The organism is Streptomyces sp. NRRL F-525 (assembly GCF_000716605.1).
Taxonomy (GTDB): Bacteria; Actinomycetota; Actinomycetes; order Streptomycetales; family Streptomycetaceae; genus Streptomyces.
Genome location: NZ_JNXE01000012.1, coordinates 45017 through 60114, shown reverse-complemented (window position 1 = coordinate 60114; position 15098 = coordinate 45017). Strand labels below are relative to the sequence as shown.

Here is a 15098-nt window from a genome sequence, read left to right as displayed (position 1 = left end):
CGACTTACTCCTCCGGCGGAAACACCGGCTCCCCGCTCCCCAGCAACGTGATCATGATCGCCTCCACCGGGCACCCCTCCGCCGCCGCGAGGATCCTCTCGTTGGCGTCGGTCTCCGGTTCGGCCGGATGGGACTGCATCGCCGCGTCGAGGTGGAAGCGGTCGGGGGCCTGGTGGGTGCACTGGGCCGAGCCGATGCAGATGGAGCGGTCGACCTCTACCTGCCAGCGGTCGCCCATCTCCGGGTCACCCCTCCCAACCGGCCGGGAGGTGGATCATCTTGTGTTCGAGGAACTCGGAGAAGCCCTCGGGCCCGAACTCCCGCCCCAGGCCGCTGTTCTTGTAGCCGCCGAAGGGGCCGAGCATGTCGAGGCTGAAGGTGTTGACGTTGTAGGTGCCGGTGCGGACCTGGCGGGCGATGTCAATGCCGTGCGCCACGTCTCCCGTCCAGACGCTGCCGCTGAGGCCGTAGTCGGAGTCGTTCGCGATCTTCACGGCCTCCGTCTCGTCGCCGTACGGGAGGAGGCAGATCACCGGGCCGAAGATCTCCTCGCGGGCTATGCGCATGGAGTTGTCGACGTCTCCGAAGAGGGTCGGCTCGACGTACCAGCCGTGGTCCAGGCCCGGTGGACGGCCGCCGCCCGTAAGGATCTTGGCGCCCTCCTCCTGGCCGATGCGGATGTAGTCGAGGTTGCGTTGTTGTTGGCGCTTGGCCACCAACGGGCCCACCTGGGTGGCCGGGTCGAGCGGGTCGCCGACCACCAGCGCGCTGGCCGCCGCCGCGAACGCGTCCGCGAACTCGTCGTAGCGCGAGCGGGGTACGAGGATGCGGGTCTGGGCCACGCACGCCTGGCCGTTGTTCATCCAGGCGGCCGAGACGATGCCGGGTACGGCGGTCGTGATGTCCGCGTCGGGCAGGACGATCGCCGCCGACTTGCCGCCCAACTCCAGTGTCACGCGCGTGAGATGGCGGGCCGCGACCTCCATCACGCGCTTGCCTGCCGGGACCGAACCGGTGAAGGAGACCTTGTCGATGCCGGGGTGTCCGACGAGGTACTCGCTGACCTCGCGGTCGGCGGGGAGGATGGACAGGACGCCGTCCGGCAGGCCCGCCTCCTTCGTGATCTCGCCCAACAGGTAGGCGTCCAGGGGCGATTCGGGCGACGGCTTGAGGATCGCCGTGCAGCCGGTGAGCAGCGCGGGCGCGAGCTTGGCGGCGGCCACGAACTGCGGGACGTTCCACGGGACTACGGCCGCGACCACCCCAACTGGCTCCCGGCGGACGAGGATCTGCCCGAGGACTCCGTCCCGGCGCTCCTCGTAGGTGAAGCCCTTCGCGACGGTGATCGCCGCGTCCCACACCATCATCGCGCCGAGTGCCTGCCCGAGGATGCTCCAGGAGTACGGCGACCCGTTCTCGGAGGAGATGACGCGGCCGATCTCCTCGTACCGGGCGGCTATCGCGTCCTTGATGCGGGTGACGACCGCGATCCGCTCGTCGAGGGTCATGCGCGGCCAGGGACCCTCGTCGAAGGCCTTGCGGGCCACGGCGACCGCGCGGTCCACGTCCGCCGTGGACGCGTGCGGGACGCGGCCGATGACCTCCTCGGTGTGCGGGGAGATCACCTCGATGACGTCCGTGCCCAGCGGATCGGTCAACTCCCCGCCGATGAACAGCTGTCGGTGTTCCACGAGCTCGGTCATGGCCGATTGCCTCCCCGGTACCGCTGTCTGACGATCCATCAGATACGAAGACTGAATACCAGTTCCGGTCGATGGAGTCCACGTATAGTGGCCGGAAGGCGGCGATTGGGGAGTCCATGACGTCCATGGGGCAGGTCCACGACCACGGCGGCGGCGTCCGCTCCATCGAAGTCCCCATCCCCGACAACCCACTTGGGACCACGCTCGTCTACGTCGTCGACACCGACCGCGGACCGGTCCTGGTCGACACGGGCTGGGACGACCCGGCCTCCTGGGACACCCTGGTCGAGGGCCTGGCGGCCTGCGGGACGTCGGTCGGCGAGGTCCACGGCGTGGTCATCACCCACCACCACCCCGACCACCACGGCCTGTCCGGGCGGGTGCGCGAGGCGTCCGGGGCGTGGCTCGCGATGCACGCGGCGGACACGGCGATCGTCCGGCGGGCCCGTTCGACCGAACCGGGCCGCTGGCTGGCGTACATGACCGCGAAGCTCACGGCGGCCGGTGCTCCCGAGGAGCACCTCGCGCCCCTGCGGGCCGCCCGCCCGCGCAGCGTGCCGGGCCTGGCCCCCGCCCTGCCCGACCGCGAGATCGTCCCCGGCGAACTCCTCGACCTGGCAGGCCGCCGACTGCGCGCGATCTGGACCCCGGGCCACACCCCCGGGCACGTCTGCCTGCACCTGGAGGAGAACCATCCGGCCCAACTCCCGGGCCACGGACGCCTGTTCTCCGGCGACCATCTGCTCCCGGAGATCACTCCGCACATCGGCCTGTACGAGGACCCGGACGACGACACGCTCCCCGATCCGCTCGGCGACTACCTCGACTCGCTGGAGCGGATCGGCCGACTGGGCGCGGCGGAGGTGCTCCCGGCCCACCAGCACACCTTCACCGACGCGGCCGGTCGCGTACGGGAGTTGCTCGCCCACCACGAGGACCGCCTGGCCGACCTGCTCTCCCTCCTCTCCGAACCCCTCACGCCCTGGCAGGTCGCGGAGCGGATGGAGTGGAACCGCCCCTGGTCCCAAATCCCGTACCAGTCAAGGAACATCGCGGTCTCGGAGGCCGAGGCGCACCTCCGCCGACTGGTCAAACTGGGCCAGGCGGAGGAGCGGACGGGGACCGAGCCGGTGACTTACGTGGCCGTGTAATTCGGTCGTCGTGCGCAGGGTGCGGCTGGTACCAACGACCGCATGGACCTTGACCCCTTGCAACGACTTCTCGCCGAACGCGCCTGTGAGCGCGTGATCCTGGACTTCGTCCGCCGCCTCGATCTCGGTGAACCCTCCTCCGTCGCCGAGCTGTTCACCGAGGACGGCACCTGGGAGTGGCCGGACGACGAGCGGCGGGTCGAGGGGCGGGGCGCGTTGCGGAAGTACTTCGGTTCCCGTCCCGCCGGGCGGCTCTCGCGGCGGCTGATGTCGAACGTCCTCGTCACCCTCACCTCCCCCGGCACGGCGATCTCGACGGCGTACTTCACGACGTACCGCGTCGACGGTCATCACGGCGGTCTGGTCCCGGCCGGTCCCCCGGTCCAGGTCGGGCACTACGAAGACAACTTCCGTTTGGTGGACGGGAGTTGGCTGATCGCGAGCCGGACCCTGTTCCTGCCGTTCGGCGGCCCCACCCCGCGTCACTGAGCGCTTGAACGACTGCTCGCGTACGCGATTCCCTCGTCGTACGACATCGCCAGGCCCTCCCGGTATCCCGTCTCGTAGGCGTCGTCGCCGAGGCGTTCGCGGACACGGAGTTCGCAGGTGCGGCGGGTGGCGATGAGGTCCGGGGAGTCCATCTGGGCGCGGCCGGTGAGCTCCCACAGGCGGGTGCCGATGCCGAGGAGGCGGGCGGCGCGGTGGGCGTCGCCGGTGGTGACGATCGCGGCGGCCAGGAGGTCGAGGGACATGGCGGCGCCGACGGTGTTGTGCAGCAGGGCGTGGCCCGCGATGGAGGTGCGGGCGCCGCCGACCGCGGCCGGAGTGTCGCCGTGGGCCAGGTCGGCCTGGGCGATGAGGTAGTCGGCGAAGGCGCCGCACCAGTACTCGCCCTGTTTCCGGCTGGCCGTGCGCACCTCGTCGGCGACCTCGCGGCCGCGTTCGTACTCGCCGCGCAGGACGTGCGCGAGGGAGAGCGCGAGCCGGACCTGGAGCTGGGCGGCGCCGAACGCGTCGTCCTGGACGGGGAGTTGGGGTGCGGCGGCGAGGACGTCGATGGCCTCGGCCTGGCGGCCGGTGAGGGCGAGCTGTCCACCCCTCACGTAGACGGCGGCGACCATGGCGACCGGGGAGCCCTGGTCGCGGGCCGCGTCGGCGCAGCGGATCGCCCAGTTGGCGGCCGCCTCCTGGTCGCCCTGGAGGATGGCGACGGCGCCGCGCGACCACAGGGCGAGGGTGCGGCCGTGGCCGGGCGGCGGGTCGGCGGCGAGGGCCTGGTCGAGGCAGGCCTGGGCCTCGCGGAGGTAGCCGCAGTGCCGCCACAGGAATCCGACATGGCCCGCCATCTCCACGGCCGCCGTACGGTCGGGTTCGGCGAGCGCGCTCTCGACCGCCGCGCGGAAGTTGGCGTGTTCGCTCAGCACGCGCTCGCACCAGGCGACCTGCCGTCCGGTGTTCCACTCGGCGCAGCCCCGGTGGGCGAGGCGGGCGTAGTGCTCGCGGTGGCGGCGGCGTACGGCGCGTTCCTCACCGAGGGCGTGCAGCCAGTCGGTGCCGTACTCGCGGACGGTGTCGAGCATCCGGTAGCGGGCCGAGATGACGGGGTCGGGCAGCACGATGGACTGTGCGACGAGCCGGGCGAGCAGTCCGGCGATCCGCTCCGGGGCCAACGGGCCGCCCGCGCACACCTGTTGGACAGTCTCCGCGCAGAAGCCTCCGGTGAAGACGGAGAGCCGCGCCCACAGCAGGCGTTCCAGCGGGGCGCAGAGTTCGTGGCTCCAGCCGATGGCGGTGCGCAAGGTCTGGTGGCGGGGCGGGCGTTCACCGGGCTCGGAGCTCAACAGGTCCAAGGGCGAGGGGAGATCGGGGAGTGAGGGCAGGCGTTCGCCGAGCCGGGCATGGAGCTGGTCGAGGGTGAGGTCGGCGAGGCGGGCGGCGGCGAGTTCGAGGGCGAGGGGGATGCCGTCGAGGCGACGGCAGACGGCGGCGGCGATCGCGCGGCCGGCCAGGTCGTCGTCGCCGAGCGGGCGCCCGGCGTCGGCGGCGCGCTCGGCGAACAGGGCCACGGCGTCACCGGCGGGGGCACTCCCGTCGGCGCCGCCGTCCACGGGGAGCGGTTCGAGGTGGAGGACCTCCTCGCCGGGCAGGGCGAGCCGTTCCCGGCTGGTGACGAGGATGCGCAGCCCGGGTGCGCGGGACAGCAGCGCGGCGGCGACCTTCGCGCAGTCGGCGAGGAGGTGCTCGCAGGAGTCGAGGACGATCAACAGCCGTTTGCCGCGGGCCCATTCGGCGATGACGTCGATCACCGGGCGGGTCGACTGGTCGGCGAGCCGGAGGGTCTCCATGACGGCGAGATCCACGAGCCCGGGCGTGTGCAAGGGCGACAACTCGGTCAGCCAGACGCCGTCGGGATACGCCTCCCGCACCTCCGCCGCCGCGCGCAGGGCCAGCCGTGTCTTGCCGACCCCACCGACCCCGACCACGCTCACCAGCCGCCCCACCGGGCCGCCGCCCGGGTCCAACAGCGCCCGGAGCAGGGCGAGTTCGGCGCGCCGCCCGACGAAACTATGGGTCTCGGGCGGCAGATTCCCGAGGTTCCCGGGGTTCGGGTGAGTCGTGTCCGGCACGAGGCCCAGTGTGTCCGCACACCACCGGCTCCACGCGCGTGTCCCGGAACGCGGTCCACGCCTGCCCGGAATAGTCGCGATACCCACGAAATAACCGTCCATTACGACCACTTGCGGGCTGCTTTCGACTCCTCATGATCGAGAGCTGATCAACTCCCGGTTGGCGCGGGTGAAGAGCCGGAAATTCAGCGATCGTCATGGCGTGAACGCGATGGATGGGAGACGCCGAGTCCGCAGGGTGCCGATGGGTGCCCGCACGGTACGGGCGGGATTCCGCAAGGCACCGGCGGGGTTCCTCGCCGGCCCGATGGGCTTTCTCGTCGCCCCCGTCGGCTGTCTGCTCGCGGCCGCGCCCGGCCTGCTGATCGGGCGGGTGCAGCCGATCCTGCCGTTGCTGGCGATCGGGCCCTTGATGGCCGCGGCGTTTCTCGGTGCCCGGCGTACGTTTCTCGTCAGTTGCTGGACGGTCCTGCTCGCGCTCGCGGCGGGGCTCGGCGCCGGGACGCAGGTGAGTGCCGGGTTCGCCGTCCGGTGGGGCGGGCTGCTGCTGGGGTGCGCGTGCAGTGTGTACGGGGCGTGGCAGCGGGGGCGGTTGCGGGAGCGGCTCGCGGAGGCGCGGGAGGTGGCCCGGATCACGCAGGAGGCGATCCTGCGGCCCCTCTCCCGCACCCTGTCCGGCACGCACGTCTCCACCCGGTACCACTGCGCGAGCCGTGAGTCGTCCGTCGGCGGCGATCTGTACGACCTCGCGGTGACGCCGTACGGCCTGCGGGTGCTGGTCGGGGACGCGCGCGGACATGGGCTGGACGCGCTGCGTACGGCGTCCGACACGGTCACCGCGTTTCGCGAACTCGCTTACACCGCCCCGGATTTGACCACCCTCGCGAAGGGGATCGACGCCCGGCTCTCTCCGCATCTCGCCCCGGAGGACTTCGTCACGGCGGTGCTGGTGGAGTTCGGGCCGGGTGAGGTGCGGCTGGTCAACTGCGGTCATCCGGCGCCTCTTCGCTCCGGGCAGCGGCTGGAACTGCTCGAACCCCGGGTGCCCGCCCTGCCGTTGGGCCTGCACCCGGAGCCGCGGCAGTACCGGGTCCGGCTCCAGCCCGGTGACCGGCTCCTCCTCTACACGGACGGCCTCACCGAGTCCCGCGCCCCGGACGGCACCCCGTTCGCCCTCCTCACCGAGTCCGCCACGGCCCTGAGCGAGCCGACGCCGGACGCGGCCCTGCACGCGCTGTACGAGCGGCTGCTCGCCCACACCGGCGGGCCGCCCACCGACGACCTGGCGCTCGTGCTGTGCCAGCCGACGGGGGTGCCCGCGCCGGTGCGGGTCTGAGGCCCGGCGGGTTCAGCCCAACTTGAGGAGCAGGTCGGTGAGTTCGGCGGGCTTGGTGATCATGCAGTCGTGGCCGGTCTCCAGCTCCCACACCTGTGCCGGGGTGCCGTTGGGCTGGATAGCGGGGACGGGCCTGCGCTCGAAGCCCTCCGGTTCGCTGCCCACGCAGTGGATGTGCGTGCGGGGGATCGCGTTCGCGGCGGGGTTGTCCAGGTGGACGGGCTGCTGGAGGCAGAGCGCCGACTGGTCGGAGACCATCGTGCGCAGCCAGGCGATGTCCGCCGGGTCGGTGACCCCGAACAGGCCCCCGGGCGGCGGGAGTTCGGGCAGCGGCGGAATCCGCCAGGGAGTGTCGGACTGCGCGGCCATGTCGATCAGGACCTGGGTCACCGGCAGGATGTCGGTCGCGCGCTCGCCGTCCACCGGGACCATCGCGTCCAGGTAGACGAGCTGGGCGATCCGGTCCGGGAGCCGGTTGGCCGCGCCCGAGACGACCAGCCCCGCGTAACTGTGCCCGACCAGGACCACATCGGTGAGGCCCTCCTCGGTGATCAGCCCGACGACGTCGTCGACGTGCGTGTCGAGACCCACCTCGGGGCCGAGCAGCCCCGCCTTGTCGCCGTAACCGGTGAGGGACGGCGCGAACACCCGGTGCCCGGCCGCCGTCAGCAGCGGGACCACCCGGTCCCAGGCCCGCCCGCTGTGCCAGGCGCCGTGTACCAGCAGATATGTGGACATGCTTGTCGCTCCATGGTGTGGTGGCCGGCGTCACTGATCAGCACGCCTTAGGTCGGCTCTCGACCGGCCACCGCCGACGCTGCCGCCCGCCCCGCACCCCAACCAGGGCCCCGCCGACCCTGGGGGTGACAGGACCAGGCAGCCCCCCACCCGCCCGATCTACAGTGACGAGATGGCCGACGAACCGAACCTGCTGGGCGAGTACGTGCGCGCCCGCCGTGAACTCGTCACGCCCGAACAGGCCGGTATCCCGGTCTACGGGGTACGGCGGGTGCCGGGCCTGCGCCGCGAGGAGGTCGCGATGCTGGCCGGTATCAGCGCCGACTACTACCTGCGCCTTGAGCAGGGCCGCGACCGCAACCCGTCCGCGCAGGTCCTCGAAGCCATCGCCCGCGTGCTGCGGCTCGACGCCACCGCGACGGCCCACCTGCTGCGCCTCGGCGCCGACGGCCCCCGCAGGCAGCGCGCCCGCCCGCAGCGCCGCAGGGAGACGGTCCCGCCCAGCATCGCCAAGCTGCTCACGACGCTCCCGCTGCCGGCCCTGGTCGAGGGCCGCTACTTCGACGTCCTCGCCGCCAACGCCCTCGCGACCGCCCTGTCACCGCGCTTCACGGCGGGCGCCAACCGCCTGCGGTCGCTGTTCCTCGACCCCGCCGAGCAGGCGCTCCACCCGCAGTGGGAGAACTCCAGCGGAGGCATCGTCGCCGCCTTCCGCGAGGCGGTCGGCACCGACACCGACGACCCCCGGTTCATCGAGCTGGTCGGCGAACTCTCCCTCGCCAGCCCCCTGTTCAGCCGGCTCTGGGCCCGCCACGACGTCCAGTCCTGCGAGGCCGCGCCCAAGTACCTCGACCACCCCCAGGTCGGCGCCCTCCACCTGAACCGCGAGCGCCTGAGCATCGACGGGGCCCCGGGCCGGACCCTCGTCATCTACCACCCGGACCCGGGCACCGACGCGGCGGACAAGCTCGCCCTCCTGGCCTCCTCCGCCGCTACGGCAGAAGCGCGACCGACCGCACCAACTCCGCCGCGACACCGAGCAGTTCGACCTCACGCGCAGTCATCGTCGGATTGACCGCCCGCCTCCGCCGCGCCTCGGCCAGCCCCTCCCCCGTGAGCCCTGACGGATCCGCGAGCAGCGAGACGAGCAGCGCGCGGGCCGGTCCGGCGACCGGCTGGTCGTCGTCCACGGCGACCTGGGCGAGGATGATCGCGGAGAGCCCCCAGTCCAGCCCGGGGTCGCCGTCCTCCGCCGTGGCCCAGTCGATGACGCGCGGGCCGTCCGGGGTGAGCAGCACGTTCTCCGGGTGGAGGTCGAGGTGGAGCACGCGGGTGCCGGGGCGCCGACCGGGGACCGCGTGCAGCTGCCGTAGCAGAGAAGCGAGTACGGTCCCCGCCTCCACCGTGTCGATCGTGCCCGCGACGATCGCCTCCACCATGGTGGGCCCGCTCAGCCGTTCCATGACCAGTTCGGTGCGCGAGTCGCCCGGCCGCACCCGGGGCACGGGATAGCCGTGGGCCCGCACATGCTCCATCACCGCGCCCTCGGCCGCCGCGTCCCCCCAGTCCTCGCGATTGCGGCGCAGCACCCACGCCTCGTCGATCTCGTAGACGTCGGCGGTACGGCCGGAACCGATCAGCTTCCCCGTGGCTGGCATGGCCAGAAATCTAACCCCTGTGTGAGGCGGCGCGCACCGGCCGTCACAGAGGTGGTGAAGCGGCCCACATGACCCATGTCACGAACTACTGGGATTAGTAGTGTTTAGGCATGACATGTACGCGTCCCAAACGCCCTCTGACCTGGGGTTTGAGAGCCACGTCACACAGTTCATCTTTCACCCACATGCGACCACAACTAGTAAAAGGGGTCTTTGCGGACACGGATCGAGAGTGTTTCTCTGGAGCAGTCGCACGGCGCCGACGAGTCCTCACGGGCCTCGGCGCCGACGCATTGCCCCCGCCGCGCACCGCGTGACACCGGCAGGCGTACGACGCCTCTGTCCCCGAAGAAACAGGTTCTCCGTGTCCGTCTCCCGCATCGTCGCTCGCATCGCCTCCCCGAAGAAGGCCCTGACCGCCGCCGCTCTGGCCGCCGCCACCACCGGTCTCGTGCTGACCTCGGCTCCCGCCCAGGCCGCGACGACCTCCGCCTCCTCCGCTCAGTCGATCGCGCACAAGATGATCCCGAGCGCCGCGCAGTACAACGCGTTCAGCAAGATCGTCGAGCACGAGAGCGGCTGGAACGTCACCGCCACGAACTCCTCCTCCGGCGCCTACGGCCTGGTCCAGGCCCTCCCGGGCTCGAAGATGGCCTCGGCCGGCTCCGACTGGAAGACCAACGCCGCCACCCAGATCAAGTGGGGCCTGGACTACATGAACTCCCGCTACGGCAGCCCCGCGGCCGCCTGGAACTTCTGGCAGTCCAACGGCTGGTACTGATCACCGGCTCCACACACGCACCACACAGCGGCGGCCCCCGGCACACCGGGGGCCGCCGCTACATTGCGTTCATGGCCGAGAACACACCACCCCAGTCCTACGATCCCGAAGCGCGCGGGGTGCGGCTGGTGGCCGTGCTGCTGGGGCTGACCGTGGTCAGCGGGCTCATCGACGCGGTCAGTTATCTGGGCCTCGGGCATGTCTTCGTCGCGAACATGACCGGCAATGTGGTGGTGCTGGGCTTCGCCGCCGCCGGGGCGCCCGGGTTCTCGGTGTTCCACAACCTCACCTCGCTCGGCGCCTTCCTCGTGGGTGTGGTGGCCGGGGGCCGGATCTCGGTACGGATGGACACCGGGTCGCGGCGCAAGTGGGCCCGGGTGAGTCTCGGCGCGGAGGCCGTACTGGTGGGTGTGGCGGCCGTCATCGCCTTCGCCGCACCGGGGGACCATGCCACCACCTACCCCCTCATCGCCCTCACCGCCTTCGCGATGGGGCTGCGCAACGCGGCGGTCCGCACGCTCAAGGTCGCCGACATCTCGACCACCACGGTCCTGACGTCGACCCTGACCGCACTGGTCGCCGACTCGGTCGCGGGCAACGGCTGGGGCCCCGGTTCGCTCCGCCGCGGCCTCGCGGTCGTCGGCATGGTCGCGGGCGCGTTCCTGGGCGCCTGGCTCACTCTGCACCACGGCCTGCGCTACCCACTCCTGCTCGCGGCCCTGGCCGCCGGAGTGTTCGCGATGACCGCATCTGGCCGGGAGTAGCCCAAAGGCCGGTCAAGAGGGCAGAATTCGTGCGTCTGAGTCCCACGATCAAGAGGATCGATCACGCATGATCACGCTCACGAAGGAAGACGGTCCGGCGGATCTGGACGGAGTGACCCATCTGGAGATCGGGGCGTCCTGGGACCCGACCGTCGGCAGCAGCGGCGGCTTCGTCGGGAAGCTGCGCCAGAAGGCCGGTACGGACCTCGACCTGATCGCCATCGCGATGCAGGGCCAGGACCCGGTACGGCTCGCGGGCCTCGACTCCGTGGACCCACTGGGCAACGGCTCGCTGGTGCACAGCGGTGACAACCAGACCGGCAAGGGCGAGGGCGACGACGAGACGGTGACCGTCGACCTCGCGCGGATACCCGGCAACATCACGTCGATCGTCTTCGTCGCCGCCGCCTACAAGAAGGGCAGTTCCTTCCGGAAGGCCCGCAACATCGCCTTCAAGGTCTACGACGCCACGGGCGGCAGCACCCAGCAGGTGGCCGAGATCTGGCCCAACCTGCTCAGCGACCACAACGGCTGCGCGGTCGCCAAGGCGATCCGCGAGGGCGGGAGTTGGAAGCTCCAGGTCATCAACGAGACCGGCAACATCAAGCAGGGGGACGAGCGGGAACTGATGAAGTTCGCCGTACGGAAGTAAGCGACAGCTTTGCGGACATGAGCAGGGGACGGGCCGGCGGCGCCGGGATGCCGCCGGCCCGAGCTGTGAGGTCGACCGGGGTCACCTCAACCGGCGGTCACCTGAAGCTCTTTGACCCCGTTGATCCACGCGGAGCGCAGCCGGCGCGGGTCGCCCGTCAGCGTCAGGTTGGGCATCGCGTCCGCGATCGCGTTGAAGATCAGGTCGATTTCGAGCACCGCCAGGGACTTGCCGAGGCAGTAGTGCGGGCCTCCGCCGCCGAAGCCCAGGTGCGGGTTCGGGTCGCGCATGACGTCGAACTGGTCCGGGTTCTCGAAGACCTCGGGGTCGTGGTTGGCCGAGGCGTAGAAGATACCGACCCGGTCGCCCTTCCTGATCAACTTGCCGCCCAGCTCGGTGTCCTGGGTCGCCGTCCGCTGGAAGGCGTTGACCGGGGTCGCCCAGCGGACGATCTCCTCGGCGGCGGTCGACGGGCGCTCCCGCTTGTACAGCTCCCACTGCTCGGGGTGGGTGAGGAACGCGTGCATGCCGTGGGTGATGGCGTTGCGGGTGGTCTCGTTTCCGGCCACCGAGAGCATCAGCACGAAGAAGCCGAACTCGTCGGAGTTCAGGTTGCCCTCGTCCTCGGCGGCGACCAGCGTGCTGACGATGTCGTGGGCCGGGCACTGCTTGCGCTCGGCGGCCATGCCCATGGCGTAGGCGATGAGTTCGGCGGCGGACTCGGCGCCGACCTGCTCCGTGATGGCGTACTCGGGATCGTCGTACGCGATCATCTTGTTGGACCACTCGAAGATCTTGACGCGGTCCTCCTGCGGGATGCCGATGAGTTCGGCGATGGCCTGGAGGGGCAGTTCGCAGGCGACCTCGGTGACGAAGTCGAAGGGGCCGGGGTGGGCGCGGGCGCCCGCCACGATCGAGTGGGCCCGGTCGCGCAGGCGTTCCTCCAGGGCGCGGATCGCCCTTGGTGTGAAGCCTCGTTGGACGATCTGGCGGACGCGGGTGTGCTCGGGCGGGTCCATGTTGAGCAGGATCAGCCGCTGGACGTCGATCGACTCGCGCGTCATGTGCTCGCCGAAGCGGATGATCGCCGTGTTGAGCGTCGAGGAGAAGATCTCCGGATGCGTGGAGACGTACCGGACGTCGGCGTGCCGGGTCACGGCCCAGTAGCCCTCGTCCTGGAACCCCGCGATGTTGAGGGGCTGTTGGATCCAGCGCACCGGTTCGGCCGCGCGCAGTTCGGCGAACTCCGGGAGCGGGACGCGGTGGTGGAGCAGGTCCGGGTCGGTGAGGTCGAACCCCTCGGGGAGAGCTGGACAGGGCATGGGTACTCCAGCCTGATTCTGACGGCCCATCAGGAATGTGTCGTGAAGGTAATAACGGGTTCTAGAACTCGCAAGAGGTACGGCAACCCGAATTCCCTGCACGACCCTTGCGGTTGTGGACGGCCTGTCAGCAGACTGCACACAGAACTAGAACGCGTACTAGTTTGCGTGGCGGGTGGCCGGGACGCCCGCGCCGCGCGGTGTACGAGGAGAGGACGTGTCCCATGGTCGCGGAACCCGTCATCGTGGAAGCCGTACGCACCCCCATCGGCAGGCGCGGCGGAGCGCTCGCCAACCTCCATCCCGCCTATCTCCTGGGCGAGACCTACCGTGAACTGCTGGGCCGCACCGGCATCCACGCCGACTGCGTCGAGCAGGTCGTCGGCGGCACGGTGACCCACGCCGGCGAACAGTCCATGAACCCCGCGCGCAACGCCTGGCTGGCCATGGGCCTGCCGTACGAGACGGCGGCCACGACGGTCGACTGTCAGTGCGGCTCCTCGCAGCAGGCCTCGCACATGACCGCCAACATGATCGCGGCGGGGGTCATCGACGTCGGGATCAGCTGTGGCGTCGAGGCGATGTCACGGGTGCCGCTGGGCTCGGGGTCGAAGCACGGACCCGGGAAGCCGTTCCCGGACGAGTGGAACGTGGACCTGCCCAACCAGTTCGAGGCCGCCGAACGCATCGCCCGCAACCGGCAGTTGACCCGCGAGAACGTCGACTCGCTCGGCCTGATCTCGCAGGAGCGGGCGGCCATCGCCTGGTCCGAGGAGCGCTTCAAGAAGGAGACGTTCGCCGTCCAGGTGCCGACGACGGAGGACGAGCAGCGCGCCGGGCACGGCATGTGGCGGCTCGTCGACCGGGACGAGGGCCTGCGCGACACGTCGATGGAGGCGCTGGCGCGGCTGAAGCCGGTGATGCCGACCGCCGTGCACACGGCGGGCAACTCCTCGCAGATCAGCGACGGCGCGTCCGCGATCATGTGGGCGTCGAAGCGGATGGCGCGGGCGCTGAAGCTGCGGCCCCGGGCGCGGATAGTGGCTCAGGCGCTGGTTGGATCGGACCCGCACTTCCACCTGGACGGGCCGATCGACGCGACGCGTGCCGTGCTCGGCAAGGCGGGCATGACGCTCAAGGACATCGACATCGTCGAGATCAACGAGGCGTTCGCGTCAGTGGTGTTGAGCTGGGCGCAGGTCTTCGAGCAGGACCTGGAGAAGGTCAACGTGAACGGCGGTGCGATCGCCCTCGGCCATCCGGTCGGCGCGACGGGCGCGCGGCTGATCACCACGGCCCTGCATGAACTGGAGCGCTCCGACAAGGAGTTCGCGCTCATCACGATGTGCGCGGGCGGGGCGCTGGCGACGGGCACGATCATCCAGCGGCTGTAGCCGACCAGTCGGCGGGGGTCAGGTGATCCTCGGCGCAGGCGCGGAAGGCCGCGAGCAGGGGGCGGCGCTCCTCGCCTGCGCGGGTGGCCAGGACGACCGGGATGGGGGCGACACCCTCGATCGGGACCGTGGTCACATCGGCCCGCAGCCCCTTCGAGACGGCGCCGGCCGGAGCGAGTGCCACCGCCTCCCCCGCGGCGATGAGTTCGAGCTTGTCCTCCAGCTCCCTGATGAGCGGACCGTCCGGCGCCCGACGGCCGTCCGGGCGTGGGTCGACGCGCCAGAACGCGCTGAACTCCGGGTCGGGGAACCGGGGTACGGGCTCGTCCGCGATGTCGTCGAGGGTGACGTACTGCTTGCCCGCCAGCCGGTGAGTGACCGGCAGCATCAGCACGCGGGGTTCTTCGTAGAGGACGCTCACGCTCAACCCCTCGGTGGGGAACGGGAGTCGGCCCACCACCACGTCCACCCGGTGCTCCAGCAGGGCGGACGGCAGCTCGCCCCAGCCGAGGAAGCGGCTGTGCACGTCGGCCTCCGGGAGACGCGCGCGCAGGGCGAGCACCGCCGGGGTGACGATGAGCCCGGTCATGAACCCGATGACGACCCGGCTCGGCCGCCCGACCGCCCGCGCCACGGCCGCCGCCTCCTCCGCCGACCGCAACAGCTCCCGGGCCCGGGGCAGGAACGCCGCCCCCGCTTCGGTGAGTTGGGTGCCCTGTGTGGTCCGGTCGAAGAGCTGGACGCCCAACTCCCCTTCGAGCCGCCGCACATGACGACTGAGGGACGGCTGCGCGAGATGCAACGCGGCTGCCGCCCGGCCGAAGTGCAGTTCCTCGGCGACGACGGTGAAACAGCGGACGAGGCGCAGGTCCAGGTCACTCATCCTTCGACTGTACGACGGTACGAGCTGCGCTGATACCGGAAATGAATCACGTCTTCCGGAGTCGGTCTTGGACGGGCGGGGTGCGGCGA

Annotated in this window: 15 protein-coding genes; 8 read left to right on the top strand and 7 right to left on the bottom strand. The window is 70.9% G+C overall.

Annotation, left to right across the window (positions count from 1 at the left end; all coding sequences use genetic code 11):
• Positions 1 to 4: 4 nt before the first annotated feature.
• Positions 5 to 238 carry a ferredoxin gene (locus OO69_RS18825; protein WP_033281857.1) on the bottom strand — a complete coding sequence of 78 codons (234 nt, stop codon included), beginning with the start codon at positions 236 to 238 and terminating at the stop codon, positions 5 to 7.
• A gap of 7 nt (positions 239 to 245) precedes the next feature.
• Positions 246 to 1703, bottom strand: coding sequence for an aldehyde dehydrogenase (locus tag OO69_RS18820; RefSeq protein ID WP_033281856.1), 1458 nt, complete (start codon positions 1701 to 1703; stop codon positions 246 to 248).
• A 125-nt stretch (positions 1704 to 1828) separates the two neighbouring features.
• Between OO69_RS18820 and OO69_RS18815 the strand changes: the two genes are divergently transcribed.
• On the top strand, positions 1829 to 2854 hold the full coding sequence (locus OO69_RS18815; RefSeq protein WP_033281855.1) for an MBL fold metallo-hydrolase: 1026 nt from the start codon (positions 1829 to 1831) through the stop codon (positions 2852 to 2854).
• Positions 2855 to 2896: 42 nt separating this feature from the next.
• Positions 2897 to 3343, top strand: coding sequence for a nuclear transport factor 2 family protein (locus OO69_RS18810; RefSeq protein ID WP_033281854.1), 447 nt, complete (start codon positions 2897 to 2899; stop codon positions 3341 to 3343).
• Here the strand turns inward: OO69_RS18810 and OO69_RS18805 are convergent.
• Positions 3337 to 5481 carry an ATP-binding protein gene (locus OO69_RS18805; RefSeq protein ID WP_051801101.1) on the bottom strand — a complete coding sequence of 715 codons (2145 nt, stop codon included), beginning with the start codon at positions 5479 to 5481 and terminating at the stop codon, positions 3337 to 3339. The two genes, OO69_RS18810 and OO69_RS18805, sit on opposite strands and share 7 nt — an antisense overlap.
• Before the next feature lie 244 nt (positions 5482 to 5725).
• Here OO69_RS18805 and OO69_RS18800 point away from each other — a divergent pair, with 244 nt between their 5' ends.
• Entirely contained in the window at positions 5726 to 6817 is a 1092-nt protein-coding gene (locus OO69_RS18800) for a PP2C family protein-serine/threonine phosphatase (protein WP_234444469.1), read from the top strand.
• A gap of 12 nt (positions 6818 to 6829) precedes the next feature.
• Here OO69_RS18800 and OO69_RS18795 read toward each other — a convergent pair whose 3' ends face one another.
• Positions 6830 to 7555 carry an alpha/beta fold hydrolase gene (locus tag OO69_RS18795; protein ID WP_033281852.1) on the bottom strand — a complete coding sequence of 242 codons (726 nt, stop codon included), beginning with the start codon at positions 7553 to 7555 and terminating at the stop codon, positions 6830 to 6832.
• A 172-nt stretch (positions 7556 to 7727) separates the two neighbouring features.
• Between OO69_RS18795 and OO69_RS18790 the strand changes: the two genes are divergently transcribed.
• The gene (locus OO69_RS18790; RefSeq protein WP_051801100.1) at positions 7728 to 8630 is read left to right on the top strand and encodes a helix-turn-helix domain-containing protein; all 903 of its coding nucleotides are present in this window, start codon (positions 7728 to 7730) and stop codon (positions 8628 to 8630) included.
• Here OO69_RS18790 and OO69_RS18785 read toward each other — a convergent pair.
• Complete coding sequence (locus OO69_RS18785; protein WP_033281851.1) at positions 8548 to 9213, bottom strand: phosphotransferase; 666 nt, start codon at positions 9211 to 9213, stop codon at positions 8548 to 8550. The two genes, OO69_RS18790 and OO69_RS18785, sit on opposite strands and share 83 nt — an antisense overlap.
• 364 nt (positions 9214 to 9577) lie before the next feature.
• Between OO69_RS18785 and OO69_RS18780 the strand changes: the two genes are divergently transcribed.
• The 3 genes from OO69_RS18780 to OO69_RS18770 all read left to right on the top strand — a co-directional run bounded on the left by OO69_RS18780 (position 9578) and on the right by OO69_RS18770 (position 11410).
• Positions 9578 to 9994 (top strand): transglycosylase SLT domain-containing protein, encoded by a 417-nt coding sequence (locus OO69_RS18780; RefSeq protein ID WP_033281850.1) that lies wholly within the window; start codon positions 9578 to 9580, stop codon positions 9992 to 9994.
• 71 nt (positions 9995 to 10065) lie between these two features.
• Positions 10066 to 10758, top strand: coding sequence for a YoaK family protein (locus OO69_RS18775; protein ID WP_033281849.1), 693 nt, complete (start codon positions 10066 to 10068; stop codon positions 10756 to 10758).
• Positions 10759 to 10825: 67 nt separating this feature from the next.
• Positions 10826 to 11410: a TerD family protein gene (locus tag OO69_RS18770; protein WP_033281848.1), complete on the top strand. Its 585-nt coding sequence runs from the start codon at positions 10826 to 10828 to the stop codon at positions 11408 to 11410.
• Positions 11411 to 11496: 86 nt separating this feature from the next.
• Here OO69_RS18770 and OO69_RS18765 read toward each other — a convergent pair whose 3' ends face one another.
• A complete protein-coding gene (locus OO69_RS18765) occupies positions 11497 to 12732 on the bottom strand; it encodes a cytochrome P450 (RefSeq protein WP_033281847.1) in 1236 nt (411 codons plus the stop codon).
• A gap of 224 nt (positions 12733 to 12956) precedes the next feature.
• Here OO69_RS18765 and OO69_RS18760 point away from each other — a divergent pair, with 224 nt between their 5' ends.
• Positions 12957 to 14126 carry a steroid 3-ketoacyl-CoA thiolase gene (locus tag OO69_RS18760; RefSeq protein ID WP_033281846.1) on the top strand — a complete coding sequence of 390 codons (1170 nt, stop codon included), beginning with the start codon at positions 12957 to 12959 and terminating at the stop codon, positions 14124 to 14126.
• Here OO69_RS18760 and OO69_RS18755 read toward each other — a convergent pair.
• Entirely contained in the window at positions 14110 to 15009 is a 900-nt protein-coding gene (locus OO69_RS18755; protein ID WP_033281845.1) for a LysR family transcriptional regulator, read from the bottom strand. The two genes, OO69_RS18760 and OO69_RS18755, sit on opposite strands and share 17 nt — an antisense overlap.
• Between the last annotated feature and the right edge of the window lie 89 nt (positions 15010 to 15098).

What these genes read in the sequence shown, in the direction of transcription:
- OO69_RS18825 (WP_033281857.1), bottom strand. Translation starts at nt 238, where the DNA reads ATGGGCGACCGCTGGCAGGTAGAGGTCGACCGCTCCATCTGCATCGGC.
- OO69_RS18820 (WP_033281856.1), bottom strand. Translation starts at nt 1,703, where the DNA reads ATGACCGAGCTCGTGGAACACCGACAGCTGTTCATCGGCGGGGAGTTG.
- OO69_RS18815 (WP_033281855.1), top strand. Translation starts at nt 1,829, where the DNA reads ATGGGGCAGGTCCACGACCACGGCGGCGGCGTCCGCTCCATCGAAGTC.
- OO69_RS18810 (WP_033281854.1), top strand. Translation starts at nt 2,897, where the DNA reads ATGGACCTTGACCCCTTGCAACGACTTCTCGCCGAACGCGCCTGTGAG.
- OO69_RS18800 (WP_234444469.1), top strand. Translation starts at nt 5,726, where the DNA reads ATGGGTGCCCGCACGGTACGGGCGGGATTCCGCAAGGCACCGGCGGGG.
- OO69_RS18795 (WP_033281852.1), bottom strand. Translation starts at nt 7,555, where the DNA reads ATGTCCACATATCTGCTGGTACACGGCGCCTGGCACAGCGGGCGGGCC.
- OO69_RS18790 (WP_051801100.1), top strand. Translation starts at nt 7,728, where the DNA reads ATGGCCGACGAACCGAACCTGCTGGGCGAGTACGTGCGCGCCCGCCGT.
- OO69_RS18785 (WP_033281851.1), bottom strand. Translation starts at nt 9,213, where the DNA reads ATGCCAGCCACGGGGAAGCTGATCGGTTCCGGCCGTACCGCCGACGTC.
- OO69_RS18775 (WP_033281849.1), top strand. Translation starts at nt 10,066, where the DNA reads ATGGCCGAGAACACACCACCCCAGTCCTACGATCCCGAAGCGCGCGGG.
- OO69_RS18770 (WP_033281848.1), top strand. Translation starts at nt 10,826, where the DNA reads ATGATCACGCTCACGAAGGAAGACGGTCCGGCGGATCTGGACGGAGTG.
- OO69_RS18765 (WP_033281847.1), bottom strand. Translation starts at nt 12,732, where the DNA reads ATGCCCTGTCCAGCTCTCCCCGAGGGGTTCGACCTCACCGACCCGGAC.
- OO69_RS18760 (WP_033281846.1), top strand. Translation starts at nt 12,957, where the DNA reads ATGGTCGCGGAACCCGTCATCGTGGAAGCCGTACGCACCCCCATCGGC.
- OO69_RS18755 (WP_033281845.1), bottom strand. Translation starts at nt 15,009, where the DNA reads ATGAGTGACCTGGACCTGCGCCTCGTCCGCTGTTTCACCGTCGTCGCC.